The sequence below is a fragment of the Granulicella mallensis genome, assembly GCF_014203225.1.
Lineage (GTDB): Bacteria > Acidobacteriota > Terriglobia > Terriglobales > Acidobacteriaceae > Granulicella > Granulicella mallensis_A.
In genome coordinates, this window is record NZ_JACHIO010000028.1 from 41,435 (window position 1) to 67,666 (window position 26,232).

Sequence of the window (26,232 nt, forward strand, 5' to 3'; positions counted from 1 at the left end):
GGGTCTGCCGGATCACACATTTCGTGCTACATCTGAACTACACAACGCCAGCACCAATACAGGCTCGACTGCCATTTCTATTGGTCGCAGTATAGCATCGCGCACATCGCATCCCGCTTGCCCTTCCTGTTCAGTAAACTGCATCCGTGAAGAGAAATAGAGCCATAAGAACTTCCATCGCCATCGTCATCCTTCTCCTGATCGGAGTGCTCTGCGCTGTCCGCTCAGGCAGCTACCTGGTCGTGAATCAGCCGGAGCGCTCCGATGTCATCGTCGTGCTGGCCGGAGATCATGATGACCACCGTTACTGGGGTGCGCTTGCGTTGCTGCGCGCAGGCTACGGCCAGAAGATGGTGATGGATGCATCGTCAGACCTGACGTATGGCCAGACTTCTGCGGAACGCGCAGCGGCCTTCGTAAGGCAATCGGCAGGCAGCAATCAATCGCAGATCAGCGTATGCACGATCACCAATGATTCAACCGTTCAGGAAGCCTCGAATATCCGCGACTGTCTTGCTCAACTGCACCCCGCTCCAAAGTCAGCACTCCTCGTTACCAGCGACTTCCACACCCGGCGTGCGTTTTCCATCGTGCGATCGCGCCTGCCTCAATATCGCTGGTCGGTTGCGGCCGTGAACGATCCAACGATCTTCGGCCAGTCCTGGTGGCGCAATCGTGAGTGGGCAAAGACCGCCCTCTATGAATGGCAGAAGCTGGTGTGGTGGCAATGTTTCGAGTCGTGGCGGAAAAAGATTTAAAGCCAGGGAAGCTGAATCATTCCGTCCTTGAGCATCAGCTCCGCGAGGCGAAAGTCGTGTGGACTATCGATATCGATGACCCGGTCTTCAGGAATTTCCAGCATCGCATGCGGCATCTCAAAGTAGCGCGGAGCTTCCGAAGTTGCGAGATAGTCGCGCCGCCACAGATAGAGCGCGCCATTGATGCGGTAGATCGCCGGGATATCCTGGCGCCTTACATAAACCTTGCCATCGGGAAAACTCTGGCGCATATAGCCGTCTTCGGCAATGTCGATGCACGCCCATCGCGGATGGAAGGATGGCTTTGATGCGGCGACTACTCCCACGGCGTGCTCATCCTGCTCAAGTAACTGGATAGCCTTTGCAACATCTTCCGGAAGACGTGCAGGGCTGGCAGGAGAAAGCAGGAGAACACTGCCGTAACGGCAGCGTTCTATCGATTCCATTTGTGCCAATGCGTGTTGCAGAACCGGCCACATGGGAGTGTTATCTCCGGCAAGCTCCGCAGGCCGCAGAAATGGGACTTCCGCGCCATATTCGCGAGCCACCGAAAGAATCTCTTCGCTGTCGGTGGAGACGATGCACTTCGCAACCTCCGGGCATCGTTGTGCCAGCCGGATCGAATGAGCGATCAGGGGCAGCCCCGCAAGGGGGCGAATATTCTTTCCAGGCACGCCCTTCGAGCCGCCGCGAGCGGGGATCACGGCCAGTACCGGATGAATGCTCATATTGCTATCCTGCCATCTATCTCCAGGAAAAGAAATCTACCTGTTTCCCGAGTGTGTTGGGGATGTCATCAAAGTCAAGTAGGGTAGACAGGAAGCGACCTGGTCTCGAAGGAGGAGCATCGTGATGCTCGGTACAGAAAACAGCATGGAGAATAAAGTCGTTTCCATTGGAGATCGCGGAGAACGCAGAGTGGGGAGAGGCGAGCCGTGTTTCATCATCGGTGAGGCCGGAGTCAATCACAACGGAAGTCTGGAGCTGGCCCGCAAGCTGGTCGATGTAGCCGTCGAGGCAGGTTGTGACGCCGTCAAATTCCAGACCTTCCAGGCGGAAAAAGTTTGTTCGCCCGTAGCCGCGAAGGCCTCCTATCAGCAGCAAACGACGGGGACGGAAGAGTCGCAACTGGACATGGTAAGGAAGCTGGAGCTGCCCTTCACTGCCTTCCGCGAGCTTCATCAGCATTGCATCGAAAGAGGCATCCTCTTTCTGTCGACGCCTTTTGACGATGAAAGTGCGGACTTTCTTGCTGAGTTGTCTATGCCTGCGTTCAAGATTCCATCCGGCGAAATTACCAACGTTTTTTTTCTGGAACACATCGCTCGCAAAGGCCGCCCGCTGATCGTTTCGACAGGGATGGCCACACTTGAAGAGGTGGCTTTCGCTGTCGAAACCATCCGCGCAACGGGCAATCGGCAGATGGTTCTGCTGCAATGCGTGAGTAATTACCCGGCAGAGCCACGCAGTATGAACCTGCGCGCCATGCACACCCTGGAGAAGGAGTTCGGCGTAGCCGCCGGTCTCTCAGACCATTCAGTAGGTACCGAAATCGCATTCGCCGCCGTCGCACTCGGAGCCTGTGTCATCGAGAAGCATTTCACCCTGAATAAGGATCTGCCCGGCCCGGATCATCGGGCCTCTCTGGAGCCACACGAGCTGGCGCATCTGGTAAAAGGCATTCGCAACATCGAAGCGGCTCTCGGAGACGGCATCAAGCGTCCGGTAGCAGAGGAGCTCAACACTGCCGATGTAGCTCGCAGATCCTTGGTGGCTGCCAGGTTCATTCCCGCAGGAGCTGTGCTGACGGTGGATATGCTGGATGTTCTGCGGCCGGGAACGGGACTTGCACCCGCCATGCGCTCCCAATTACTGGGGAGGCATACGCAGCGTGACATTGACGCAGGTACGCTTTTAAGCCTCGATATGCTAGTGTGACGCAGCGCCAGGGTTCATGAATGCCCGATCTTTCGCCCCAAGACATAACGCCAGTTGAAGCAGAAGTAGAAGCCCAGCCCACTCATGGCACCTTGCTGCGTTTGGCCAGGTCTTTCTCCATTTACGGCGGTGCGAACATCGGCATCCGTGCGCTCAACTTCCTTCTGGTCATCGTCTATGCGCATTTCCTGCACCCTTCCGACTACGGCATCATTTATCTCGCCGAAATCATCGCTTCGTTCCTGGTGATCTTCGCGGGCTTATCACTGGATAGCGCGCTCCAGCGTTTGTACTTCCAACACAACAGCGATGCTGAGGAGTTGCGCAGTTATTTAGGCAGCATCCTCCGCTTCGGGCTCGCCTGGATGATCGTCTTCCTGGGGCTGGCGCTCATCCTGGGAGGAGCCCTTCAGGCCCGCTGGGCGACGCATTCCTCCGTGCCGTTCTATCCGTACGTCGCCATGGCCATTGCCACGGCAACAGCGATCCAGGGGGTGCAATATCGTCTGGCTGAATATCAGGCTGCACGGCGTCCGCGCGCGTACGCGCTTCTAGCGCTCCTCCTCGCCCTGCTCACCGCAGGCTGTTGCATGTATGGAGTGGTGATCCGCCGTGGCGGCGCTATCGGAATGATGCAGGGGAAGCTGGCCGCAGGTGTGATTACATTCATCATCGCGGCGTGGAGCATGTGGCCGTTTCTAACGGCACGCTTCCAATGGAAGTTTATTCGGGAGTCCCTGTCCTTCAGCCTGCCCCTCATTCCTCACCTTGTGATGGCCAGCGGCCTGGTCGTCGCCGACCGCTTCATCCTTGAGCATTACCGAAGCTTGAGTGACGTGGGCGTCTATTCTCTTGCCTACACCTTTGGAATGGTCATGTATCTTGTGACACAGTCGCTCTCGCAGGCGTGGCTTCCCATGTTCTTCGATCTGGCGGCAGACCGGGAAAAGAACCGCCAGATGCTGGGTCGCATCTGCTCCGGTCTGGCGGTCTTTCTCGCTGCCGTTGCCTGTGCAGGAATACTGCTCTCGCCCCTGTTCATCAACGTTTTTCTTGACCATCGCTATCAAGCCGCAGCACGTATTGTGCCTCTGGTCGTCATGGGCTATTTGTTCCATGCTTTGTTTTCTCTCTTCGATCTTTCGATCCTGCAGGCAAAACGCACATCCTCTGTTTTCATCGTCAGCCTGTTGGCATTCTCTGTGAACGTGGCCCTGAACTTCGCCATGATTCCGCGATGGGGAATTTACGGAGCAGCCTGGGCAACGACCATTGCCTATGCAGTCGAGGCCGCAGGCGCGTTTCTATTGGCCCAACGCCTCTTCTCGCTGCCTTATCGTCTGCCGGAGATGATGGCCGGGCTTGCTATCGCCGGCGGAGCACTCTGGCTGACGCAGATGGGGTGGGCGCCAAAAGGGCAGGGGGCTTTGCTGATTACTGCTCTGGTTCCGGCTCTCGGCCTGCTCGCGCTCCTCGGCAGGAGCGATCTGCAGAACGCGCTTACGGCCATGCGAGGTACACGAAAAAGTGGTTCCACTACGATGTCTTAAATCAAATCAGCACACGACGACGGTCACCGGTACATCTCTATACAGACAGATTGCAGATGAATTCATTGAAGCCTTCTAAATGTTGTCATTCCTTTTCCGGCTCTCCTGAATCCTTGCAATACCTAATAATCTGACTCCGTCTACGACTCTCTTTGTGCAATCGGTGATATCGCTGCCCGTGGTTCCGAACAGTGGCGTGCACATGACAGAGCAATGCAGGACACCCGCATAGACGTACGACTGACGTTGCGGAAGCGAACGTCAGTCGTACGTTGGAGTGATCCCGCATTCTCGTTGGGCTAAACACCGAGACAAAATTCAAGCCTTACCAAAGAAGCTTCGCTCCCAACTGAACCTGTCTTGGATCATTGGTCTGCCCGTTAGTCTTGTTAATCGTTCCGAAGCCCGGGTCTGTTGGATTGTTGTCGTAACCCCCGGTAAAAACCGGATGGTTTGGCGCGTTGAAGACCTCCAGGCGAAGCTGAAGACGGACTCGGTCATAGATTGCAAAATTTTTGGAAAGGTTTACGTCCAAGTCCGAAGTCCCGGGGTTCCGAATGCCGGAGTAGATAATGTTTTGCGTTGCGCCGTACTGAGGATTCACGATGAAGTTGTAGTGCCCACCGCAATTGGCCTGGATCGGCGTCAACAAGTAGGAACCATCGTTCTGCTCGACGTATTGAGCAGCACAGGGCTTCACTCCGCGAATGGAATTTGGAATGGTCGGGTCGGAGTGTCTCGGAACCCAGGCATCGGACAGATACATGGTGCTTCCGTTCAATTGCCACGGGAAGCCCGACTGATATTTATAAAGCGCCGCAAGCTCCCAGCCGCCGATCGCTTCATCCAGTATGCGATTCATGTTGCCCCCGAAATACTTGCCACGGCCAACAGGCAGGAGCCAGACGCCTGAAAGTGTAATCCCGTGCGTATAGTCGTTCCCGTCAATGCTGCGAGCGGGAATGCGATAGGTCTGATCGGCGTAGCCACCCGAGTCCATGGTCTTCGACCAGGTGTACGTAGCGTGCACGGTCAGGAACTTGTCCCACTGATGCATGGCCGTCACCTGCATGGCGTTGTACCAGGACCTGCCGTTATTCAGTTGATACTCCTGAATGTCCGTAAACGCAGGGAAGGGGCGAGTGAGTTGGATGGCCTGGATGGTTGGAGAGGAGTAATAGCCTGTTCCCTGAAATGGTGCAATGTTATAGAAAGGGTTCGTTACATAACTACCGGGGCCGCTGTTGCAATTGGCGGGGTTCCCACCGTACAAAATGTTGCAGTTCTCAAAGGCCGCCGTCGGGATGCGGTTGATATTGTCATTGCTATCGTTGTGATAGGTCCTGCTCCCGACGTAGTTGAGCTGGAACATGTCGCTCTTCAGGAATCGGTGTTGGACACCAATGGAAAACGACTGATACTGAGGTGTTTTGTAATGCGGGTTGATGAAATATGGCCCCTGACCGAGGGCGGTGAGATATCCCAGCGAAGCCCCGGTCGGCTGAATGATCGTCGGATATGGATTCGAAAGATTCGGCCCTGTCGGTGTTTTCCCACCATCGAACGATGAGATGTAGGAAGTACTGGCTGAAAAACCATATTGGTTCGGACCAGGAGCCACGTTCCGGTACATGATCCCAAAGCCGCCCTCTAAGGTCGTGCGTTCATCGAGCCGGTACGTGAAACCAAATCTGGGCTGGACATCGTTTTTCACAAGGGCATAGAAGGCGCGAGGATTTCCGTCGACCCCCAGAAAGGTCAATCCACCCTTCAGGGGGCCCCCATTCGGCAGCAAGCCCGGATTCACCTGAGAGTTGACCGGATTGACCACGTTCGTGTCGAAGATATAGTCCGCCCGGTTATGACGTTCGATCGGCGGCGCGTTCAGGTCATACCTGATTCCAAGGTTCAGTGTGAGCCGCGACGTGACCTTCCAGTCGTCCTGAACGAACGGCGCATAGTAGTGCTGAGATTCGAACGTGTTTGGATTTAGGCTGATACTCCCACCGTCCGCTGTGCCCAACAGAAACGAGGCGACCGAGTTGCCACTGGCCGGGTCGCCCGTGGTGTAGCTTTGCTGTGTCCAGGTGCGACCGGTGCTGAGAGACATGCCACCCTGTACGCTGCGTGTGCTGTTCTGGAGAATCCGCCAATCCAGTCCGGCATGGATTGCGTGCTTCCCTTTGATCCACGTCACACTTGGCAGCATGGCCAGGGAATTACCGATGGCCTTTTGCCCGCCCGAGCTACCCAACGAAGTGAAATTGTCGCCAAATTGGATAGAAGGAAAGTAGTTCGCATAGCCTCCGAGCCCGGAAGCAAGAGTCGCAGGGAACCCGAGCGATGTAATGTCGAAACCTGCTGGACCTGTGTTTTCGATGTTGACGCGAACGATACCCGACGCTTTGAAGTCGAACAGCAGGTTCGGAGCGAAGGTGTGGACCCAATCCGCGTACAACGTATTGACGCGCTCAGCGTGAGGAAATTCACCTTCGGCCGGAGCGCCATAAAGGCCGTTTTGCGATTGCGTTTCAAACCGCTCCCAAAATCCGTAGCGCAGGCTCACACGATCTTTCCCGGAGATGTTTTGATCGATCTTGGCCAGAAAGTTCCTATAGGTATCCACCAGCGGCACGGGGGTTTCATAGTTGTTATTCCATGGATTCAAGCCTGCCGTCGGCGCAGTATTGGGCTTGGGGTAGTACGAAAGGATCTTCAGCGCAACAGGGTCGAGACGCGATGCCGGGATGATGTTTCCGGGAAACGGATCGCGAACCAGAACACCCGACGCATTGGCGTGCAGTGTCAGCGGATCGTAGATGATCTCCGGCTTATAAGACTGGGTGTTTGGGTCATAGTAGGTCAGATTGCTAAAGTCGCCGGTAAGCCATTGAGGTTCGGGCACGCTGGTGGTCATCGTCCCCGGATCGGTACTTGACCAGTTTTCGAACGCAAGCGTAAAAAACGTCTTATCGCGGCCGTTGTAGAGCTTCGGGAGTACGACAGGGCCATCCAGTTCAGCGCCATACTGGTTTCGCGTTTGGGGCGGCGTGGGATTGTGGTAGTAGTCGTTCTGCCAGGTGTTTGCATCGAGGAAAGTTCTGCGGGCATATTCATACACGCTTCCATGCAACTGGTTGGTTCCGGTTTTCAGCGTCATATCGACGGCGCCGCCGGAGGCGCGGCCATACATAGCGTTGTAAGGATTGGTGATGATCTTGAATTCGGCAACGGCCGAGGCAGGTGCAATATATCCGATCTGCCCGTTTGTAGCTTGGTAGGCATCTCCCCGAGCGGCTTCGTTGGATACGCCGTCCAGGAGAATCTCGTTGTTACCCTGGCCACCACCGTTGATCGACAGTGTGGCCTGGACGTCATCGAAAGGCCGCATGGCATGCGGAGCGGCTCCCAGGGTCGCGCCGGCACTGAGACCGAGAAGTGCCATTGGGTTGCTGCCGTTGAGAGGAAGCTCCGACACCCGGGTACTCTCGACAACCTCTCCGACATCGCCACTGCCCGCCAGCAGAGCTTCATCCGTCCGCACCGTTACCGTTTCGGTTACGGAACCCACCACCAGCGCAAAATTGATAGTCGCGGTCTGCCCCACCTGTAGGGTGATCTCGGTGTGTACCTCCTGGCTAAATCCTTGCGCCTCCGCCGAAACGCTGTACAGACCTGGGCGCAGGTAGGGCACGGTGTAGTCTCCACTGTGAGTCGTTACTGTGTTAACGACCACTTTCGTGTCCTGATTCGTTACGCTGATCTTTGCCTTTGCTATGGCTGCGCCGGATGAATCCGTGACACGGCCTGTAAACTCCTGGGCAAACGATGTGGCGCCGGACAAGAGAAGAAAAACGATGCAGATGAGACGAAGCAGATTCGTGACTGCAGTGCGTTTGGTGGAAATGCCGGCATTACCAAAGGTGTTCATCGCAGTTCTGCTCAAAATAGGTTGAAGCATCAATAGATCCTCTCGATTCCGGGCACACTCAGGAGACTTATTACCCGCGCAAAAGACGGGATACGAGTTCACGTAGCTCGCAGCCAGACTGTTACCTCTCTTGGCGGAGATGTTGGGGTTGCTGATCAGAATATGGTTTGCTTCGCGGCCGTGACTGCATTTTGATTTGGAATTTCTATAGGCACTTCTTGTTTGGCATTAAATTTCATCAATAAAATAGATGTTTTCCTTGCGAGATTGGAAGGTAAACGCGTGTACCAATCTCTGTCAAGATGTAATTTGCGATGCGCCATGATTTGTATTTGTATTTATTCGACGAGGTTGAGCCCATTGATTTGGAATTTCTATAGGCACTTCTTGTTTGGTATTGAATTTCATGGATAAAAGAAATGTTTCCCTTGTGAAGGTTGGAAGGTGAGCGCGCATGCCAATCTCTGTCAAGATGTAATTTGCGATGCTGCTATGGGAACGATATGCCCGCGATCCCTCCCGGACCGTTCGATCCAGATTCAGCAGAGTTTTCATCGAAGGGAACTCAGAATAGGCGCGAATCAGGCATGGGGCAGGCCTGCCAAAACAGAGAGATCGAAATGTCGGGACAGGCCAGGGAAAGTCTTCCAGCAATAACGGGCAGTCGCGACACAGAGGAGGTTCTCATGAGAAACGTACGGCTGCTCGGAACCCCGGTTTTGACCTCTAGCAATCAGACGATCGGGGGAACATCATTCGTTGGGTGGAGGTTAGGGCGATGACAGGGGATTTGAATGACCATCCAGCGGCGCTGTCACGTCCGCAGTTCGAATGCGTATTCACGGTCAAGCCTATTGGCGCTACGTTGTAGAGCACGCAACAGACATGGCTCATACCAGGGTTCTACGAGTTCAAGATCCCGTTGGTCTCGCCCCTTCGATCACTATCTCTGTGACTTTATTGCTGGCCTCGCGCCTGGTCTATAGCAGTTTGATGAGCGCTTCGAGTTCCTGTTCCAGCACGGTCGCAACCTGAGCGGAAGTGGTGTTGGGTCCAACAGGCACGGTCATCACGACGACACTGCCGCCAAGCGGTTTGGGCATAACGCGGATGTAGGCACCACCCCGTTTTCCATTGGCCATTTCACGCAAGTAATCGACGGTCAATGTGGACTCATTCGCAAAAAGTTCCATATCAAACGCATCGCCGCCTTTTGTGACGTGGAAGGTGGTTTCATGCGCACGCTCAACTTTGTCTGCGAAGACAGGCGCCCACAGAGGAATGAGAGAGATATCTGCCAGCTTCACGTAGATGAGCTTTGGCTCAAAGTCGGATTCAATCGCGCGTGTGACTGTTTGGGTGGACATAGGGAGTTAGACGAACCGCAGGTCTTTCGTGATGCCCCTCGATGACGAGAATTCGACCCAGATGATTTTCTTAAGCACTCTGTCAGGTGGACTAGTCCACCTTCGCATTATGGACCTTTGCTATGGTCCACATGAAGCCTAGTGTTGTTGCAGGGAGATAGACCGATGCAAACAAGATTGGCAGCACAACGTAGGACAAACTCAAGATTGATATGGGTGCTGGCGGTTCTCATCTCCAGCATCCTGGTGCCAACCAGCACGCTGATGGCGCAGGAGACGATCACACCGCTTATAACGAAGGACCTGGCAGGACATCCTGGTGAGCAGGTTCTGATGTATACCGTAGATTTTCCTCCGGGCTTTGCGAGCCCTATCCATCGCCACAATGCGCAGGTGTCGGTTTACGTGCTGGAGGGCTCCGTGGTGATGCAGGTGAGAGGGCAAAAAGAACTCACGCTAGGGCCAGGCCAGATCTTTTACGAAGATCCCAACGATATTCATGTGGTTAGCCGGAATGCAAGTAGTACAAAGCCGGCAAAATTTCTTGTGCTCCTGATTAACAAAAAAGGCTCTCCACTCGTGATTCCAGTGAAGTAGATCAATAAGTGCCGGCGGTTCTATTCGCAAAAGCTCGATCAATAAGGAGATATATGAGCACGATTACGCTGAAGGATTCGAAATTCGCAAACTACTCAAGCCTGTTGCTAAGAATGGGGCTTGGTGTTGGCTTCTTGTCGGCGGTGGCCGATCGATTCGGTTTGTGGGGAGCGTTTGGGCAACCCAATGTCGACTGGGGGAATTTCTCGCGGTTCCTGGAATATACCCATACCCTCAATTGGTATCTGCCAGCAGGAATGATTCCGTTGCTGGGGATTGTCGCTACTGGTGCTGAAATTCTCCTCGGTCTTCTCCTTGTTATTGGCTGGCGTACACGCACCGCCGCGCTGTTAAGCGGAGTGCTTTTATCGATATTCGGGGTGGCGATGACACTTTCCCTGGGGATCAAGGCGCCCTTGAATTACGCCGTATTCACAGGGATAGGAGGGAGCTTGCTTCTCGCGAGTTGTGAAGGCTTCGCCTTCAGCGTGGATGAGTTTCTGGTTCGTCGAAGCGCTCATCGGCTCGCCGAGCGGTGATCGCAAATTCGGCGAAAGAAAAGAAGCTAGGCATGATCGCTTCTGCGAACGCACAGCCCAACATTGAGATAAAAAGATGAAGTCATCGAGACCTTTTGGGTTTCATCTTAAGCTCTGACGAAGAGCCGAGGGTAGTCTTCAAGGATTTAGAAGAGGTGCTTTATGAAACGGATAGCTTTTACGCTGGTTGCAGTGGTAGCAGTGGCCGGCATCGCTGCCTTAACGGCCTGTGCCTCCGGACGTGCGGATGGAGAGGCATCCCTCGGAATCAAGCTTCCTCCCGGATACCGCGACTGGAGATTGATTTCCGTGGCCCACGAGGCAGGCAGCCTCAATGATCTCCGCGCCGTTCTGGGCAACGATGCAGCGATCGAGACGTATCGGAAAGAAACGCTTCCGTTTCCTGATGGCACAATCATCGCCCGATTGGCCTGGAGCTACGTTCCGTCTGAGGAAAACAACAAAGCGTTTGGCCGCGAACAGTCTTTCGTTGCCGGGGCTCCCACGAATGTCCAGTTGATGGTCAAGGACTCCAAAAAATATGCCGCGACCGGCGGCTGGGGATTCGCCCAATTCAAAGGCGGCAAACCTGCTGACGAGGCGGCGCTCAAAGGCTGCTTTTCTTGCCACGAGCCTGCCAAAGCTAATGACTTTGTCTTTACCCATTACGCGCACTGAAGGCATGGCTTTATCTTCGTTGCGGGACGGACAGGCTAATGACCTTGTCCTGAACGATCTGCGGAAGGCGGTATCGCGCTATTTTGTGTGCACTCGAGCTCTAGGTATTTGTAGGTGTCGCGCCCTTCCGGGGTCAGGTCCAGCAGCCATCATTTGCGCTGTGTGAAGGCCTGTCTGGCGTTCTGTTTCTTCATCGGGTTCTTCATCAGGGGCATGGACTGAAGAAAGTTTGTATTGTCGATACCCTTCGGTACCTCCTGTACGTCCATATCCTCAGATATATCCTATATTCAACTAAAGAATCCAAATAGTCAGAGGAAACGTCATGATTCTCGCTACAGGAGTCCCTGGGAAATTTTTCCAATCTTCTTTCGCAGCCCGTACTGCATCCGCTGTCGTCTTTTCTGGCTTGTTTGTGCTCACCTCGCTGGCAGCTGCGGCTCAGGCCGCCCCCGCCATGCGTAAGGCTGCCGATGAACGGGCCTATGCAGCGGCTGCAGCCACCGCCGATCCGGTCCAGCGGGTCACTGCTCTCGATTCCTTCATCAAAACCTATCCCAAGAGCCATCAGATAGGCCGCGCAAGGTCCTTGCGCCTCAATACGCTGATCGATTACCTGCCCGACCATACCGACGATCTGAAACGCGCCGAAAAAGACGAAATCCGCTCTTCCGACAAGGGCTTTGAGCGTCTTGAGAGCGAAGCTGAGATCGCTGAAAGATATGCCGAAGCGGGCCCCAATGGCATTCTTCTGCCTGAAGCGGAAAAACTCGCCACACACGCCGAACATCACCTCGACGAAGCAACGTGGGACAGCGGGCAAACCGAACTCTATAAGCAGTTCAAGGTCGCGCTCCCTCAGCCGGATAAACTCCATCAGGTTTACGTCGAATCAACTGCCAATATCTACCTCGCACTTGCCGACGTCTACATCCATGAGCACAAGTTCGCGGAAGCCAAGCCTCTGCTCGACAAGGCTTACGCTATTCAACCTGCAGACGTCGCTACAAACGCCATCCGCGCTGAATATGCACTCGCTAATCACGACAACTCAGACGCGCTCACCTACTTCGAGCGCGCCGCCGTCGCCAACGACATCTCAGAGCTCTTCAGCGATCTCGCAAAGAAGTACCATGCCACGCTCGTCCAGCTGTATCGCGACGCAAACAACGGCAGCGACTCCGGCCTCGACACAGCACTGGATGCCCGTTATAACGAGGTCTTTCCAGCACCCTTTACGCCGGAGAAAGTCGCACCTATCCATTCCGGTCACGTCGCTCTGCTTGAGCTCTTCACGGGCTCCGGCTGCCCGCCTTGCATCGGTGGAGACCTCGCCGTCGATGCGCTCCTGGCGCAATATCCCCGCACTGATCTGATTGCTCTCACCTTCGATGAGCACGTCCCACGGCCTGATCCGCTTACCAACCCGGACTCTGTCGCGCGCGCAGAACTCTTTCACGCCATCCATACTCCCGGCTTCGTCCTCGACGGCACCCCGTTGTCCATCTATGGCAGTTATCGTGACCACAGCAAAGAAGTCTACGCCAAGCTGCAGACAATGACCGCGACCGAGATTGCCGCGCCCTCCAATGTCAAGCTCACTCTTACGGCCAGCTTTTCCATGGCAGGTGAGATCCAGGTGCATGCAGACGTTACCACCGGCATGCAGGAAGAAACCACGAAGCTCATCACTGAACCCAAACCGACCGAGCCGCCCAAGAAGCCGGAAGAAGCAAAGAAAGAGTCCGACGCCGCGAAGAAAGAAGACAAAAAGCAAAAGCCCGCAGCCGCAGCCGCAGCCGCACCCGCCGTGGCCGCCGCGCCTCCTCTGCCGCCGGTTCCACACCTCGTCGTCAATTTCGCTCTGGTTGAAGACGACATTCGCTACAGCGGCGAAAATGGAATCCGCTTCCACCGCATGGTCGTGCGCTCGCTCGCCAAGCCTGCAGACACCGGCTTTCCGCTCGACTTCAACAAGACCACCACCGCTGATGCATCCTTCAACATGGCAGCCATCTCCGCCAAGTTACACGACTATCTCGTCGGCTACGCGCAGTCCAATGACAAATTCGGCCCTCTGCAATGGCGCTCTATGCCCACGACGATGAACCCGCAACACCTTTACGTTGTCGCCTGGGTGCAGGACACAACCACGAATCGCGTCCTCCAGTCCGCCATCGCCGCCATCAACGGACAATCTACAAATACAAGCGAAACAGCCTATAAGGAGTCGAACTGACCATGCGTAACGCCCTCAACTATTTCACTCTGCTCATCGCCTGTGCTGCCGCGACTCCCGCTGCTGTGGCGCAGGCCCACAACCCCGTTGCGTGGACCGTCAAGTCCGCCCCGCATTCCAGCGTCAAGCCTGGCAGCAAGTTTACGGTTGCCGTCACCGGCACCGTCGAACCAGGCTGGCACCTCTACGCCATGGAAGAACCCGACGGCGGCCCTATCGCCACGCAGGTAGGCCTTGCGGAAGGAGACCCGGCCGACCTGCTCCACGTCAGCGCCAGCAAGCCCCAAACCGTGCATGACAACTCCTTCAACCTCGACACTCCCGTCTATCTCGCCACGGCCGAGTTCACGCTCCACCTCCAGGCCGCTGCGTCCCCGTCGGCCAAACCACTGCACGTCCTCGTGCGTTACCAATCCTGCAACAACAACATGTGTCTTCCACCGCGCACCTCAACTATCGAGGTGCCGGTCCACATCGGTCAGTAGTCACAGCCCGTAACTCCGAGCATTTTTGTCACAGCAAAGGCTGCGGGTTCGAGCCTAGTCGTTCCCGCGGCTGAACCATGCAAGGGTTTAGCTGCAGTGGGATGAATAGGGAAGCGCCTCCGGGGTGTTGATCCGTTCGCGGGCTAAGGTTGAACCGAAGACGCTCCGGCTGAAGGAAGCGCCGTGGATACTTTTTTCCCTTCCATGGATGCCTCCTGAGTCGCTAGATTGTGCTCAACCCTATCTAAAGAGTGGAGCATGGATGTCCTTGTTGGATCGGGCGGATGATCCGACACTGTGTTACGAATCTCGTCCAGCTCGGCTTCCGATACTTTGATCGCATTCAATGTTTGATCGAGTTTGCCTTGGAGTGCCTCTTGCTTGGCGCGCTCCTGAATCAGGGCTAATTGCGTCTGATACTGATTCGAGTCGTTCAGCCTGGCAAGTAGCAGCGTAAAGCAAAGAATTCCAAGCATGAGCGCGGCATAAATAGCACGGTATCTGTTACGCCTCGTATGGGTGATGTGCATAGGGAGAGATTCGATCGTGAGATGACTGTTCGAAAAGGCAACCAGAATCTGAACGAATCCGAGACATACCACTGTCCAGAACGATGCCCAGTAATGCACGGCGAAAAAAGAATAGTTCCACATGCTCAGAAGTAACAATTCGCAGGCTCCAGGTTCTCCATCATAATTCCTTGCGAATATAGCGATTGAAGCATGGTCGAAACCAGCTAGAGCAAGCTTCCTGTAGGTGTATAGCGGAGCCGTGACATTTATGGCCGTTTTTCCCCAGAAAAACGGTGCTGCACGCCCGATTCAACTTCCCAGTAACAGGGAAGTTGCTCTAGTGCATGGTTTGGAGAAGATCATTGAAGGCTTGATTCCCGGAGAGGGTGACAAGACCCGATATGGGATCTTCGATGTCCAGCGTGGTGTAGACGGTCAGCGAGATGACTGCGGCGAAGACGATACTGTGCAACCAGCTTGGCCTGGTGCCGGTCATGCCGAAGCCCGCCAATAGCGCGGAGGCGCAGGCCAGCGAAAAGAGCAGGATCAGGATGATCGGTGGAGGATGCATGCTGAAGGTGTTCTTGCGGGTCGCGGTGATGTCCATCATGCTGCCGATGGCAGGGATCAACAGCTTGTTCGCGTCAGAGTTCGCTCCGGGACGGGTTGCGGCTGCGAAGGAGTCTTTCCAGATCTTCTTTTGAAGACTGCCGGTCTGGTTGGCGGCGTCAATGGCCCCGGTGTGACCGAGCAGCGTCTGCTCGCGGAGCAGGGTGTAGTCGCGGAAGGTCTGACGAAGGGCGGGCTGAGCATCAGCGGGGAGCAGGTCGAGCCGGAGGTAGGCGGTGTTGATGGTGTTGGCCTCCTGGACGATGAGCTGGCGATGGGTGTCGTAGCGTCCCATGGCCCCGGAGAAGGTGAAGGCGAGCAGAAGACCGAAGAGCGCGAAGACGGCAGACTGCATCGCGGCCGCGCCGGGAACGTCGGTATGGGCTGCAATGGCACGATGGCGCAACCGCCGGCCGAGCTCGATGCAGAGCAGCATGGCGAGGAAGAGTCCGGGGACGTGGAAGCGGGAGATGGTCAGCATGTTTTTCGCGGGAGAAGCGAGACGATCATAGCAAATGCCCGTTACGTGGTTTCGATCTGGCTCATTAGCTCCAAATCGACACCTGGAGATGGCCCTGTTATCGGTTGGGGTATCTTTCTGTAGCTTGGCGCTGGTATCTTTCCAAGCATCGAGCAGATGCGGTTACGGATGTATCCGAAACAGAAAGCCTACAGGCCAGGAGAGCATCGCAACCTGGGAACAGCTCTGCCGTATTGCCTATGTTCTATCCGGTGATGGACCTTCTCACCGGGTAATTGATTGTCACCGAGCTATCTTCAACCCTCTTTCTACGAGACCTAATGACCGCTCTTACGCTTATCTTTTCCACTCAACTTACCCACCTTGCTCCGATCGACATTCTGATTCTTGTTCTTTATTTCGCAGTCGTGATCTTCATTGGTTTCTATGTGAAGGGGTCTACGAATACCAGTGAAGAGTTCTTTCTCGCGGGGCGCGAGATGTCGGCGTGGGTTGCCGGGTTGAGCTTTGTATCGGCCAACCTGGGGTCACTGGAGTTGATGGGATGGGCGGGCGCGGCGTACCAGTACGGCATGCTGGCGACGCACTGGTACTGGATCGGCGCGATTCCGGCGATGCTGTTCCTGGGCATCGTGATGATGCCGTTCTACTACATCTCGAAGACGCATTCGGTGCCGGGATACCTGCAACTGCGTTTCGGTGAAGGCGCACGCTGTGTGAGCGCGGTGAGCTTCGCCTTGATGACGATCCTGATGTCGGGCGTCAACATGTATGCGATGGCACTGGTGATGAACGTCATCCTGGGCTGGAATATCAGCTTCTCCATCTGGGTCGGCGCAATCACGGTGGCCGTGTATGTGATGCTGGGCGGCCTGCGCTCCGCCATCATCAATGAGGTTCTGCAGTTTGTGCTGATCTGGGCCGGTGCGGCGCTGATCCCGATCCTCGGCCTGGTGGAAGCCGGAGGCTGGAGCAATCTCAAGGCGCAGATCGCTCACAATGTCGGCTCAACCGACTACACGCACATGTGGACCACGCTGGGCCACTTCCGCGATAACCCGATGGGTGTGCACTGGACGGGCATCGTCTTTGGCCTGGGCTTTGTGGTGAGCTTTGGATACTGGACCACCGACTTCCTGGTCGTCCAGCGTGTGTTGAGTGCCAACAATCTGCGAGCCGCCAAGATGGCCCCGATCATCGGTGCGGCGTTCAAGATGGCGGTCCCGTTCATCGTGATCGTGCCAGGCTTGCTGGCTCTGGCCGTCTTGAAAAATCCCGATGGTTCGATCCTTCACCTGGTTGGCGAGAACGCCGTGAACGCGCAGCATCCGTACAGCTATAACGAAGTGCTGCCGTTGATGCTGATTCGCTACTGCGGTCCGGGGTTGCTGGGGCTCGGCATTACGGCATTGGTGGCGGGCTTCATGAGCGGTATGGCCGGCAACGTGAGCGCGTTCTCCACGGTGTGGACCTATGACCTCTACGGTGCGTTCATCAACAAAAAGGCAAGCGACAAGCACTATGTCGCGATGGGCCGCTGGTCGACCGTGATCGGCATGCTGGTCTCCATTGGCACGGCCTACCTGGTGGCGCATGCGGCCTCGATCATGGACTACGTGCAGGCGCTCTTCAGCTTTTTTATCGCTCCGCTGTTCGGTACGGTCGTACTGGGCATGCTGTGGAAGCGTGCGACCAAGGCGGGCGGTTTCTGGGGCCTGCTGGCTGGAACCGTCAGTTCGATCGGCATGTGGCTCTATACGACGTACGGCGGAGCGGCGGCGTTGAGCCGCATCGCTCTCTCGGCGGATGCGAGGCCGATGGCGGAGAATCTCTATCGTGCTCTTTGGAGTTGGATCATCTGCGTAGCCGTAACCGTGGTCGTGAGCTACGTAACGAAGCCGACTCCTGAGGCACAGCTTGCCGGGCTCGTCTATGGCGCAACACCGATTCCGGACGACGGAGCCACTACGTTGTGGCAGAAGCCGATCTTCTGGGCGGTTGTAGTCATCATCGTCTTCTTTATTTTGAACATCGTTTTCTTCTAACGGACAGGACCGCGCAACGCGCGCGAGGAGGTACTTCTTATGGCAGAGGGAACAGGACGGGGCGAGGCTCTTTCAATCTGGTTCTTTGTAGGAGGGCTGGCACTGCTCTATGGGCTGGTGTTGACGCCCTATGGCGCATGGGCCTGGTTTACGCACCATGAGGCGCCAACGGTGCTCAATCAGCTTCATCCCACCTTTTGGTGGGGACTTCTGATGTCAATCTTTGGCGCTTTCTACACGATTCGGTTTCGGCCCGGCAAGGGCTAAGACCGAATCGTTTTTCGTTTTACGGCAGCTTGCAGATGTGAACTACCTATACAAAGGGATCAATCTCTATGAAGCTCAACACTCTTCTTGCCTTCGCTCTCAGCGTTCTCACCCCTGGGCTCTCAGCTTTTGGACAGACGCCGCTCGCTACCGGGCCACGCGAGTCTCCCTTACTGCTGGGCGCAGCCTGGTATCCCGAGCAGTGGCCGGAGTCACGCTGGGATGCTGATCTGGCCCTGATGGAGGCGGCCCACATCAACTTCGTTCGCGTGGGCGAGTTTGCGTGGAGCACGATGGAGCCGAAGGAGGGCGAGTACAAGCTTGACTGGCTCGAACATGCGGTGCGTGCCGCGGAGAGACACCACATCGCCGTCGTGCTGGGGACGCCCTCGGCGGCTCCGCCGGCGTGGTTGACGGAGAAGTATCCTGAGACGCTTCGCACCATGGTGGATGGCCGCAAGGATGGACACGGCAATCGCCAGCAGTTTGACTGGAGCGATCCGAAGTACCGCGAGCTGGCGCGGGAGATCGCCGAAAAGATGGCCGCGCGCTTCGGTCACGATCCCAACGTAATTGCCTGGCAGATCGACAACGAATACGCCGACGAGAGCTACGGCCAGAGCACGCAGAAGCAGTTCGACGAATGGCTGCATGCCAAGTACAAGACCCTGGACAATCTGAACGCGCGGTGGACGACCTCCTATTGGAGCGAGACCTATCAGGATTGGGGCCAGATCCCGATCGAGGAGAAGTATGGCAATCCGGGGCTGCTGCTGAACTGGAAAGAGTTTGTCTCCGATACCTGGCGGAGCTATCAGAAGAATCAGGTCGAGGTAATTCGTGCACATGCCGAGCCCCGGCAGAAGATCACCACGAACATGATGGGCTGGTTCGATGGGTATGACTCCTATACGGTGGCGCAGGACCTGGACTTCGCCTCGTGGGATGACTACGTCGGACAAGGGCAGCTCGATCCGGCATCGAACGGCGCGATTCACGATTTGACCCGAGGCTTTCTCCGGAAGAACTTCTGGGTGATGGAGACGCAGCCGGGATTCGTCAACTGGTCTCCCCTTAACAACGCGCTGAACAAGGGGGAAGTACGTGCGATGGCCTGGAACGATATCGGCCATGGCGCCCAGGCCGTGGAGTACTGGCAGTGGCGCAGCGCGCTCAATGGGCAGGAGCAGTACCACGGTACGCTTGTGGGGCCGGACGGAACCCCGGTGCCGTTGTATGACGAGGTGAAGCAGCTCGGAGACGACTTCGCAAAGGCCGCGCCGGTGCTGGCCGGAACGACGGTTGAGTCGCAGGTGGCGATTCTGCATGATTACAACAGCCGGTGGGCGATCAACTGGCAGCGGCATAATCAGCAGTTTGATCCTACGGCGGCACTGGTCAGCTTCTATCGTCCGCTGCGCAGGCTGGTTCGCAGCATCGACGTCGTGTCGGATACGGCTCCGCTTAGCGGCTACAAGTTAGTCGTGGCTCCAGCGCTGAACGTGCTGACTCCGGAAGCCGTACAGAACCTGGAAGCTTATGTGCGCGGTGGCGGGCATCTGGTACTGGGCCAGCGCAGCGGCCTGAAGGATGAGGACAACAGTCTCTACACCCAGCGACAGCCTGGTCCTCTTACGGAACTGCTGGGGGCGCGGGTAGAGCAGTTCTATGCCCTGCAGAAGCCGGTTCCCATCGAGGGCAACTGGGGCAGCGGAGAAGATGCAATCTGGGCCGAGCAGATCGGCGTGAAATCCCCCGAGACCCAGGTGCTGATGCGGTACGGCAAGAGCAATGGCTGGCTGGACGGACAGCCAGCTGCAGTCACCCGCAAAGTAGGGAAGGGCAGCATCACTTACATTGGAGCCGCGCTGGATGAGGCAACGATGAAGACTGCCGCCAAGTGGATGATCGAGGAGAGCGGCGTCGCGGCGATCATGACCGACCTGCCGGAGGATGTGGAGCTTTCAATTCGCTCTGGAGACGGAAAGCGCGTATACATTCTGACAAACTATGGAGCAGAGGCAAAGACCGTAACATTACCCAGTGCGATGAAGGACGTTCTGGCAGGAGGGACGGTCTCGACCGTGACGCTGTCGCAATACGGGATCGCGGTGCTGGAAGCGACTCGATGAGGTAAATATTGCTGAAATGGCGGTTTTTTGAACAAACCACTCGATGGGTTGTAACCAATACGCTTTCTGCCGCTCTAACGTTGCACAGACACTGATTCACCGCATCGCAATCTCGATGCTCCGTGTTATCGGCTGTCTTGCACGCTTTCTGGCGTTTCTGCTGCCACTTTAGAGAGAACGGAGCCTCATGAAAAATTTGCTTAAGTTGTACGTGCGTATTTCGGGGATGTTGTCCTATCTGCAATCTCCATTTTTGTTGGCTGTGCGGCTCTATTGGGGATGGCAACTGGTGATGACCGGGTGGGGGAAGTTGCACAATCTCGCCAGGTTCGCGGATATCTTCGCCAATCTGAACATTCCATTTCCCAGTGCCAGTGCGCATTTCATCGGGTGCCTCGAGTTCTTCGGTGGAATTCTTTTGATTCTGGGGCTTGGATCGAGGCTGACGGCATTCCTCATGACCTGCAATATGCTGGTCGCCTACTGGACTGCGGACCATGACGCTTTTGTCTCGTTCTTTTCCGATCCGGACAAATTTAGCGCCGCGTCGCCCTATACGATTCTGTTTGCATCCCTTCTCGTTCTAATATTCGGTGCAGGACTGTTCTCTGTGGATGCGCTGCTGGCGAAGCGTTATCGCGTCTGGCTGGAGAACCCCGGGATCGAGAAAGAATGACTGACGTACTCGCAGGCAGGGATGAAGCGCAGATGATTGCGTCCATCCTTGCAGGCAATTCGCAGGTGTTCCATGAACTCATTCGCCCGTATGAGCGAAGCGTGTATGTCATGGCTTTGTCGCTGCTCCAGAATGAAGCGGATGCGGAAGATACCGCGCAGGAGGCCTTTCTAAAGGCTTTCCGCAGCCTCGCGAGCTTTCGTGCCGAGGCGAAGTTCAGCACCTGGCTGATCAGTATCACGCTGAATGAGGCACGCAGCCGTCTTCGCCGCAAGAATACGGTCAAGATGGAGTCGCTCGATGAGCCACAGGATGAGCAGGGTCATATCTCGCCCGCGCTGCTGCGAGACTGGCGGGAGATTCCCTCCGAGGCGGTGGAACGGCAAGAGGTTCGGGGGTTGTTGCAGCAGGCCATTGCCGGCCTGCCACCCATCTATCGCGAGATCTTTCTGCTGCGGGATGTCGAAGAGTTGAGTATCGACGAGTCGGCAAAGGCTCTCGGCATTACGGTGGCAGCGGTAAAGGTGCGGCTGCATCGCGCTCGGCTCATGTTGCAGAAAAAGCTTGCACCGCAGTTGAAGCAGATCAATCCAAAGAAGAGGAGGTGGCTCCCATGGTCATAGAGTGCAAACATGTCTGGGATCACATCTCCGGCTACCTGGATGGAACACTGGATCCCGAGGTTCTGGCGGTGGTACAGAAGCATCTGGAGCATTGCGAACTCTGTTCGGCGATCCTCGACTCGACGCGGAACATCCTGATCCTCACCGCGGACGAGCGTGTCTTTGAACTGCCGCTCGGCTATAGCGAACGTCTCCATGCCCGGCTTGAGGCGGAGATGCAGAGTATCGTGCCCAAGAAACCTGATGGTGGATGAGCCGCGAGGGATAGCCTGAGAGGTATCAAATTGAACCACGCACCGTGTCCAGATACGGTGCCTGTCAGGCTACTGAGCTTGATGGAGGATCTGGTGCGCGATCGCCTCGGCCGCTACAAGAGCCAGGGTCACGATTGCGAGGACGATCTGGAAGGTTTCGGAACGCCGTTGCTTCTGCGTCACGGAGGCCATACGCCACTGGGATGAGGGTCTGGCGCGCAGGCTGCGAATCCTCCAGACGACATACAGGTTTATGAGGGAGCCGGCTACCGCAACGACCATCATGGGAATGCGGATGGCATCGGCATGGATGCGGCCGATGGTGTGCTGCACCCCGGCCGCAGCCGCCAATGCGCTTACCCCAATGATGACGCGTATGCCGCTGATGGCCATGACCGCTGTGCAGGCGCTCTGGAGCAGGATAAACATCAGGCTCGTGAGGCTGATGATCCAGGAGCGGCTGCCATTGGAAGGTTGTTCGCTTGCAGGAGTGTCTACGGAACTATCTGGGGCGAATTTGGGGTCTTGAACAGACATTTCATCTTTACGGTACACCAGGTCGCGCAAACCTGTTTCTTATGTGTTACAAACGGCACTTGCAGAGTAGGATGGAGCCGTGCGCTCCTTACTCAGGAACGCGGGGATGAATATGGTCAAGACGCATCGCAGGTACCAGGAGGTTGCAGCACGAATTTCGCGCTATGTTGCGGAGAAGAGACTCGAGCCGGGCGCCCGGCTTCCGGGAGAGATCGATCTGGCAAAGGTCTGCGGGGTGAGCCGTCCCACGATTCGCGAAGCGATGGTGGCACTGGAGATCGCAGGCGAGTTAGAGATTCGGAGCGGATCGGGAGCCTATGTTCGCGAGGCTGTGAACCCGATGTCGCTGGTGCTGGACTCCGGCCCCGGGCCGTTTGAGCTGCTGCGGGCACGCATTCTGATTGAGGGCGAGATCGCCGCGGATGCCGCCCTGTATGCTTCAGCCGGAGACCTGGCGAAGATCGAAAAGACCCTGCAGCAGATGCGGAAGCTGGTGCAGGCAAAGACCAATGCCCAGGTATCGGACAGGCAGTTCCACGTGGCGATCGGCGAGGCCGCCAAGAACAGCGTGCTGACGAGTATCGTCGATGGGTTGTGGGCAGGCATGTTTGCGCCGATGTATCACCGGCTGAGCCAGCGTGCCGGTCTCGACCAACATCAGGCGGCCGCGCTGGAGGATCACGAGGCCATCTTTGCGGCGATTGCAGGCCGCAACCCGAATGAGGCCCGCAGGGCGATGCGACGGCACCTGCATCATGTGGAAGAGCACTTGACCAGCGACGATGTGCCGTCGCCAGTGAAGGTGCCCAGCAAGCCAATGCCGGATGCTGCAGCGAACGGACGCAAGCAGCCGGTTTAGGGGATTTCGCTCTCGTAGCTACAGAATCGGAAGGGCACGGTTTCAACCGTGCCGATAGAGACACTTAAACATCTTCCCCCTCATGATTGCGACGCTACGCGTCGCAATCATGAGGGGGAAATGCAAGAGGGGCACTTTACGGCATGGCTGAAGCCATGCCCTTCCGATTCCTGATTGCGTACCCTGCGTCTCTACTTCGCGAAGAGCTCGCCAAGATCCGCGAAGGCCTTGAACTCCAGGGCATTGCCCGAAGGGTCGAGGAAGAACATCGTCGACTGCTCGCCGACCTGGCCTTCGAACCGTGTGTAAGGCTCGATGACGAAAGACACACCAGCGGCACGGACGCGTTCTGCCAACAACTTCCAGTCTGCCTGTGTCAGCACCACTCCGAAGTGGGGAACCGGCACCGCGTGTCCGTCGACGGGATTGCTGTGTGCTTCTGCTCTGTCAGGAGCAGGTTTGTGATGCGCGACGATCTGATGTCCGAAGAGATTGAAGTCGATCCACTGCTCTGAGCTGCGGCCTTCGGGGCAGCCGAGGACCGTGCCGTAAAAATGGCGCGCTGCGGCGAGATCGTGAACTGGAAAGGCGATGTGGAAGGGGCGTAGTTCGGACATGCTGTGCGCTCGCGAATGAGATAGGGCAGAGTGATGGCCCACTCGATGATGATACGCAGGAGGCTGCGAGTGCGGCCAGTGCAACGAGGTAGTTGTTTTGAAGGGGCGGGACTTTGGTCCCGCGTGCGGTGCTCCAGGTGAGTCGTTTTTTTGTCGAAGAATCAGGACGATCCGAATAGCGCGAAGCGCTAACCGTGACGCTTTAGCGTCGCGGGACGGAGGGAGCCGTAGCCTTTAGGCCCGGGCCTTCTTTCGGCTGCGAACAAAAGGCCCGGGGCTAAAGCCCAATTCTTGCCTAGCCTAATTCCGTAGCCTAAAGGCTACGGCTCCCTCCGTCTCCCCGATGCTGAAGCATCGGGGAACGCGCTTCGCGCTGTTATGGCAGCCATCACCTTCAACGAACTAACGACATTCAACGGCTAACGACGAACTGCTCTAGCGACGGCGATAGCCCTGATCGTACCCGCGCAGATAGGCATCGCGGAAGGCATTGCGATAGGGCTCAAACGGTCCTAGATGCGGATCGTAGCCGGGGCAATCGTGGAAGGCGCGTGTTCGGCGAGCGTCGTACGGAGCTCCGCTCTTTGCCGCGCGTGCACCGTCGGAGCGGCCTGTCTCAACGCCGTTGTGTTCGGCCAGTTGAACGAGGGGCGGCACCTGGGCTATGGGAGGCGGTGGAGGTGGGGGTGGTGCATAGTGTTTGGCACAGCCAAGGCCCGCGAACAGAAACAAGGACGATGCTGCCGTGAGAACCACACGATTAAGTTTCATATAGCTCTCCTGACCGTCGAGACGGCACATTGGTTTGAACTCGACTGTGAACAGGATGTTGCTGTGAAGTTTTTACAGAGTGCGCGGTACTCGAATCGCTAAAAGACGAAAGGGCATGGCCTCAGCCATGCCCTTTCGGTCTTGCTTTTCGCAGGCTGTGAATCACAGCCCCATGCGTTGTTCCTGCTCTTCTGCTTCATCGGAGACAACGCCCATCTTCTCTGCGATGGATTTTGCCTGCGTGAAGAGTGTCAGGTAGTCAGGGCCGCCGGCCTTGGAGTCGGTTCCACTCATGTTGAAGCCTCCAAAGGGATGCGCTCCAACCATCGCTCCCGTGCACTTGCGGTTGAGATACAGGTTGCCGACGTGGAACTCGTTGCGGGCGCGGTTGAGCTTCTCGCGTGAGTTGGTGTAGATCGCGCCCGTCAATCCATACTCCGTGTTGTTGGCGATGGCCAGTGCATCGTCGAAGTCCTTGGCACGAATGACCGCAAGCAGAGGCCCAAAGATCTCTTCCTGTGCCAGACGAGACGTGGGTGCGACGTCGGAGATGACTGTGGGTGCGATGTAGTAGCCGCCTTCGATTTCGAGAGACGTACCGCCTGCCAGCAGACGTCCTTCCGTCTGTCCGAGCTGGATGTAGTCGAGAACGCGTTTGTGCGCGACGCTGTTGATAACCGGACCGGTGGCAAAATTCTCCGCTGGATCGCCGGTAGCGAGGGCCGAGACGCGTTCCCGCAGACGATCGCAGAAGACGTCATACACCGACGAGGCGACGATCACGCGCGAGCACGCCGAGCACTTCTGGCCGCTGAAACCGAAGGCTGAGGCGACTACGCCGTCAACCGCGGCATCGAGGTCGCTATCGGAGTCGACGACGATGGAATCTTTGCCGCCCAGTTCGAGGATCGTGCGTTTGATGAAGTGCTGGCCGGGCTGTGTGCGCGCGGCGCGCTCGTGAATCTCGAGACCCACCTTCTTCGATCCCGTGAAGGCGATGAAGCGAATCTGCGGATGCTCCACAATGGCGCGACCGACCTCTGGTCCACCCTGTACAAGATTGACGACACCGTCAGGAAGTCCAGCTTCCGACAGCAGCGCGACAAAGCGGGCTGCGATGGTGGGGGCATCCGGCGAGGGCTTGAGCACCACGGTGTTACCGCAGACGATAGCAGCGGCGGTCATGCCGGCCATGATGGCGAAGGGAAAGTTCCACGGGGGAATGACCGCACCGGCGCCGAGCGGAATATAGCGCAGCAGGTTGCGTTCGCCAGGGAACTGGATGGGCGTGGTGGCGGAGTCGAGACGCAGGGCCTCACGCGCGTAGAACTCCAGGAAGTCGATGCACTCGCCTACATCGGCATCGGCCTCGGCCCAGTTCTTGCCGACTTCGAGCGTAAGCCAGGCGCAGAAGGTCAGGTGACGGCTGCGGATCAGCTCGGCTGCACGCTGCAGCAGGGCAACGCGTTCCGTGACAGAGATGCGTTTCCAGCTCAGAAAGGCCTGCTGTGCAGCGCTGACGGCGTCGTTCGCATCGGCTTCGGTGGCGGCGGAGTGGACTCCGATGACCTCCGCGGGGCGAGCAGGATTGACGGAGGTGAAGGTGGTGCCGGAGCGGCGTTGCTGGCCTCCGATGATGAGGTCGTAGGTTGCGCCGAGTTCGCTGCGAACCTGCGCGAGGGCTTCGAGCATGCCGCGCTTGGTGTCGGCGTCTTTGAAGTCGGTGAAGGGCTCATTGTGGAACGGGGAAAGCGTAGTGACGGGCAT

General features: G+C 56.7%; 24 protein-coding genes. 15 read left to right on the forward strand and 9 right to left on the reverse strand.

Annotated features, from left to right (window positions below):
- The first annotated feature begins 146 nt into the window (after positions 1 to 146).
- Entirely contained in the window at positions 147 to 758 is a 612-nt protein-coding gene (locus HDF15_RS23290) for a YdcF family protein (RefSeq protein WP_184260129.1), read from the forward strand.
- Here the strand turns inward: HDF15_RS23290 and HDF15_RS23295 are convergent.
- Positions 755 to 1,486, reverse strand: a complete 732-nt coding sequence (locus HDF15_RS23295; RefSeq protein WP_184260134.1) for a cytidylyltransferase domain-containing protein — start codon at positions 1,484 to 1,486, stop codon at positions 755 to 757. The genes HDF15_RS23290 and HDF15_RS23295 overlap by 4 nt on opposite strands.
- A 124-nt stretch (positions 1,487 to 1,610) precedes the next feature.
- Between HDF15_RS23295 and neuB the strand changes: the two genes are divergently transcribed.
- A complete protein-coding gene (gene neuB, locus HDF15_RS23300; protein ID WP_221314589.1) occupies positions 1,611 to 2,696 on the forward strand; it encodes an N-acetylneuraminate synthase in 1,086 nt (361 codons plus the stop codon).
- Positions 2,697 to 2,716: 20 nt separating this feature from the next.
- Entirely contained in the window at positions 2,717 to 4,246 is a 1,530-nt protein-coding gene (locus tag HDF15_RS23305) for a lipopolysaccharide biosynthesis protein (RefSeq protein ID WP_184260139.1), read from the forward strand.
- A gap of 325 nt (positions 4,247 to 4,571) precedes the next feature.
- On the opposite strand, the gene HDF15_RS23310 is transcribed toward HDF15_RS23305, so the two are convergent.
- The gene (locus HDF15_RS23310) at positions 4,572 to 8,177 is read right to left on the reverse strand and encodes a TonB-dependent receptor (RefSeq protein ID WP_260331298.1); all 3,606 of its coding nucleotides are present in this window, start codon (positions 8,175 to 8,177) and stop codon (positions 4,572 to 4,574) included.
- 980 nt (positions 8,178 to 9,157) lie between these two features.
- Positions 9,158 to 9,544 (reverse strand): hypothetical protein, encoded by a 387-nt coding sequence (locus tag HDF15_RS23315; protein ID WP_184260143.1) that lies wholly within the window; start codon positions 9,542 to 9,544, stop codon positions 9,158 to 9,160.
- A 165-nt stretch (positions 9,545 to 9,709) separates the two neighbouring features.
- On the opposite strand from HDF15_RS23315, the gene HDF15_RS23320 reads away from it, so the two are divergent.
- From HDF15_RS23320 to HDF15_RS23340, 5 genes are all read left to right on the forward strand, one after another.
- Complete coding sequence (locus tag HDF15_RS23320) at positions 9,710 to 10,141, forward strand: cupin domain-containing protein (RefSeq protein WP_184260145.1); 432 nt, start codon at positions 9,710 to 9,712, stop codon at positions 10,139 to 10,141.
- A gap of 53 nt (positions 10,142 to 10,194) precedes the next feature.
- A complete protein-coding gene (locus HDF15_RS23325; RefSeq protein WP_184260147.1) occupies positions 10,195 to 10,680 on the forward strand; it encodes a MauE/DoxX family redox-associated membrane protein in 486 nt (161 codons plus the stop codon).
- A gap of 162 nt (positions 10,681 to 10,842) precedes the next feature.
- Entirely contained in the window at positions 10,843 to 11,358 is a 516-nt protein-coding gene (locus HDF15_RS23330) for a cytochrome P460 family protein (protein WP_184260148.1), read from the forward strand.
- A gap of 325 nt (positions 11,359 to 11,683) precedes the next feature.
- Positions 11,684 to 13,597, forward strand: a complete 1,914-nt coding sequence (locus HDF15_RS23335) for a hypothetical protein (RefSeq protein WP_184260150.1) — start codon at positions 11,684 to 11,686, stop codon at positions 13,595 to 13,597.
- 2 nt (positions 13,598 to 13,599) lie between these two features.
- Positions 13,600 to 14,082, forward strand: a complete 483-nt coding sequence (locus tag HDF15_RS23340; protein ID WP_184260152.1) for a protein-disulfide reductase DsbD domain-containing protein — start codon at positions 13,600 to 13,602, stop codon at positions 14,080 to 14,082.
- A 143-nt stretch (positions 14,083 to 14,225) separates the two neighbouring features.
- Here the strand turns inward: HDF15_RS23340 and HDF15_RS23345 are convergent, their stop codons facing one another.
- Positions 14,226 to 14,750, reverse strand: coding sequence for a hypothetical protein (locus HDF15_RS23345; protein WP_184260154.1), 525 nt, complete (start codon positions 14,748 to 14,750; stop codon positions 14,226 to 14,228).
- Between the two features lie 181 nt (positions 14,751 to 14,931).
- Positions 14,932 to 15,684 (reverse strand): DUF4239 domain-containing protein, encoded by a 753-nt coding sequence (locus tag HDF15_RS23350; protein ID WP_184260156.1) that lies wholly within the window; start codon positions 15,682 to 15,684, stop codon positions 14,932 to 14,934.
- 320 nt (positions 15,685 to 16,004) lie between these two features.
- Between HDF15_RS23350 and HDF15_RS23355 the strand changes: the two genes are divergently transcribed.
- The 6 genes from HDF15_RS23355 (at position 16,005) to HDF15_RS23380 (ending at position 21,681) form a co-directional block, all read left to right on the forward strand.
- Positions 16,005 to 17,729 (forward strand): sodium:solute symporter family protein, encoded by a 1,725-nt coding sequence (locus HDF15_RS23355; RefSeq protein ID WP_184260158.1) that lies wholly within the window; start codon positions 16,005 to 16,007, stop codon positions 17,727 to 17,729.
- 39 nt (positions 17,730 to 17,768) lie between these two features.
- Complete coding sequence (locus HDF15_RS23360; protein WP_184260160.1) at positions 17,769 to 17,996, forward strand: hypothetical protein; 228 nt, start codon at positions 17,769 to 17,771, stop codon at positions 17,994 to 17,996.
- A 68-nt stretch (positions 17,997 to 18,064) separates the two neighbouring features.
- Positions 18,065 to 20,128 (forward strand): beta-galactosidase, encoded by a 2,064-nt coding sequence (locus HDF15_RS23365; protein ID WP_184260161.1) that lies wholly within the window; start codon positions 18,065 to 18,067, stop codon positions 20,126 to 20,128.
- A gap of 187 nt (positions 20,129 to 20,315) precedes the next feature.
- Positions 20,316 to 20,804 carry a DoxX family protein gene (locus HDF15_RS23370; RefSeq protein ID WP_184260164.1) on the forward strand — a complete coding sequence of 163 codons (489 nt, stop codon included), beginning with the start codon at positions 20,316 to 20,318 and terminating at the stop codon, positions 20,802 to 20,804.
- Entirely contained in the window at positions 20,801 to 21,427 is a 627-nt protein-coding gene (locus HDF15_RS23375; RefSeq protein ID WP_184260166.1) for a sigma-70 family RNA polymerase sigma factor, read from the forward strand. Before HDF15_RS23370 ends, HDF15_RS23375 begins: the two co-directional genes overlap by 4 nt.
- On the forward strand, positions 21,418 to 21,681 hold the full coding sequence (locus tag HDF15_RS23380) for an anti-sigma factor (protein WP_184260169.1): 264 nt from the start codon (positions 21,418 to 21,420) through the stop codon (positions 21,679 to 21,681). The genes HDF15_RS23375 and HDF15_RS23380 overlap by 10 nt, the downstream gene beginning before the upstream one ends.
- Positions 21,682 to 21,750: 69 nt before the next feature.
- On the opposite strand, the gene HDF15_RS23385 is transcribed toward HDF15_RS23380, so the two are convergent.
- Complete coding sequence (locus tag HDF15_RS23385) at positions 21,751 to 22,218, reverse strand: hypothetical protein (protein WP_184260172.1); 468 nt, start codon at positions 22,216 to 22,218, stop codon at positions 21,751 to 21,753.
- A gap of 106 nt (positions 22,219 to 22,324) precedes the next feature.
- Between HDF15_RS23385 and HDF15_RS23390 the strand changes: the two genes are divergently transcribed.
- Entirely contained in the window at positions 22,325 to 23,077 is a 753-nt protein-coding gene (locus HDF15_RS23390; RefSeq protein ID WP_184260175.1) for a FadR/GntR family transcriptional regulator, read from the forward strand.
- Between the two features lie 191 nt (positions 23,078 to 23,268).
- Here the strand turns inward: HDF15_RS23390 and HDF15_RS23395 are convergent, their stop codons facing one another.
- From HDF15_RS23395 to pruA, 3 genes are all read right to left on the reverse strand, one after another.
- Positions 23,269 to 23,694 carry a VOC family protein gene (locus HDF15_RS23395; RefSeq protein WP_184260178.1) on the reverse strand — a complete coding sequence of 142 codons (426 nt, stop codon included), beginning with the start codon at positions 23,692 to 23,694 and terminating at the stop codon, positions 23,269 to 23,271.
- 435 nt (positions 23,695 to 24,129) lie between these two features.
- The gene (locus HDF15_RS23400) at positions 24,130 to 24,465 is read right to left on the reverse strand and encodes a hypothetical protein (RefSeq protein ID WP_184260181.1); all 336 of its coding nucleotides are present in this window, start codon (positions 24,463 to 24,465) and stop codon (positions 24,130 to 24,132) included.
- Between the two features lie 162 nt (positions 24,466 to 24,627).
- Positions 24,628 to 26,232: an L-glutamate gamma-semialdehyde dehydrogenase gene (gene pruA, locus HDF15_RS23405; protein ID WP_184260183.1), complete on the reverse strand. Its 1,605-nt coding sequence runs from the start codon at positions 26,230 to 26,232 to the stop codon at positions 24,628 to 24,630.

Coding starts and splice junctions, on each gene's coding strand:
- HDF15_RS23350 (WP_184260156.1), bottom strand. CDS start 15,684: ATGCTGACCATCTCCCGCTTCCACGTCCCCGGACTCTTCCTCGCCATG.
- HDF15_RS23395 (WP_184260178.1), bottom strand. CDS start 23,694: ATGTCCGAACTACGCCCCTTCCACATCGCCTTTCCAGTTCACGATCTC.
- HDF15_RS23360 (WP_184260160.1), top strand. CDS start 17,769: ATGGCAGAGGGAACAGGACGGGGCGAGGCTCTTTCAATCTGGTTCTTT.
- HDF15_RS23375 (WP_184260166.1), top strand. CDS start 20,801: ATGACTGACGTACTCGCAGGCAGGGATGAAGCGCAGATGATTGCGTCC.
- HDF15_RS23310 (WP_260331298.1), bottom strand. CDS start 8,177: ATGAACACCTTTGGTAATGCCGGCATTTCCACCAAACGCACTGCAGTC.
- HDF15_RS23385 (WP_184260172.1), bottom strand. CDS start 22,218: ATGTCTGTTCAAGACCCCAAATTCGCCCCAGATAGTTCCGTAGACACT.
- HDF15_RS23340 (WP_184260152.1), top strand. CDS start 13,600: ATGCGTAACGCCCTCAACTATTTCACTCTGCTCATCGCCTGTGCTGCC.
- HDF15_RS23325 (WP_184260147.1), top strand. CDS start 10,195: ATGAGCACGATTACGCTGAAGGATTCGAAATTCGCAAACTACTCAAGC.
- HDF15_RS23320 (WP_184260145.1), top strand. CDS start 9,710: ATGCAAACAAGATTGGCAGCACAACGTAGGACAAACTCAAGATTGATA.
- HDF15_RS23305 (WP_184260139.1), top strand. CDS start 2,717: ATGCCCGATCTTTCGCCCCAAGACATAACGCCAGTTGAAGCAGAAGTA.
- HDF15_RS23335 (WP_184260150.1), top strand. CDS start 11,684: ATGATTCTCGCTACAGGAGTCCCTGGGAAATTTTTCCAATCTTCTTTC.
- HDF15_RS23380 (WP_184260169.1), top strand. CDS start 21,418: ATGGTCATAGAGTGCAAACATGTCTGGGATCACATCTCCGGCTACCTG.
- HDF15_RS23365 (WP_184260161.1), top strand. CDS start 18,065: ATGAAGCTCAACACTCTTCTTGCCTTCGCTCTCAGCGTTCTCACCCCT.
- HDF15_RS23390 (WP_184260175.1), top strand. CDS start 22,325: ATGAATATGGTCAAGACGCATCGCAGGTACCAGGAGGTTGCAGCACGA.
- HDF15_RS23315 (WP_184260143.1), bottom strand. CDS start 9,544: ATGTCCACCCAAACAGTCACACGCGCGATTGAATCCGACTTTGAGCCA.
- pruA (WP_184260183.1), bottom strand. CDS start 26,232: ATGCCCGTCACTACGCTTTCCCCGTTCCACAATGAGCCCTTCACCGAC.
- HDF15_RS23295 (WP_184260134.1), bottom strand. CDS start 1,486: ATGAGCATTCATCCGGTACTGGCCGTGATCCCCGCTCGCGGCGGCTCG.
- HDF15_RS23355 (WP_184260158.1), top strand. CDS start 16,005: ATGACCGCTCTTACGCTTATCTTTTCCACTCAACTTACCCACCTTGCT.
- neuB (WP_221314589.1), top strand. CDS start 1,611: ATGCTCGGTACAGAAAACAGCATGGAGAATAAAGTCGTTTCCATTGGA.
- HDF15_RS23370 (WP_184260164.1), top strand. CDS start 20,316: ATGAAAAATTTGCTTAAGTTGTACGTGCGTATTTCGGGGATGTTGTCC.
- HDF15_RS23400 (WP_184260181.1), bottom strand. CDS start 24,465: ATGAAACTTAATCGTGTGGTTCTCACGGCAGCATCGTCCTTGTTTCTG.
- HDF15_RS23330 (WP_184260148.1), top strand. CDS start 10,843: ATGAAACGGATAGCTTTTACGCTGGTTGCAGTGGTAGCAGTGGCCGGC.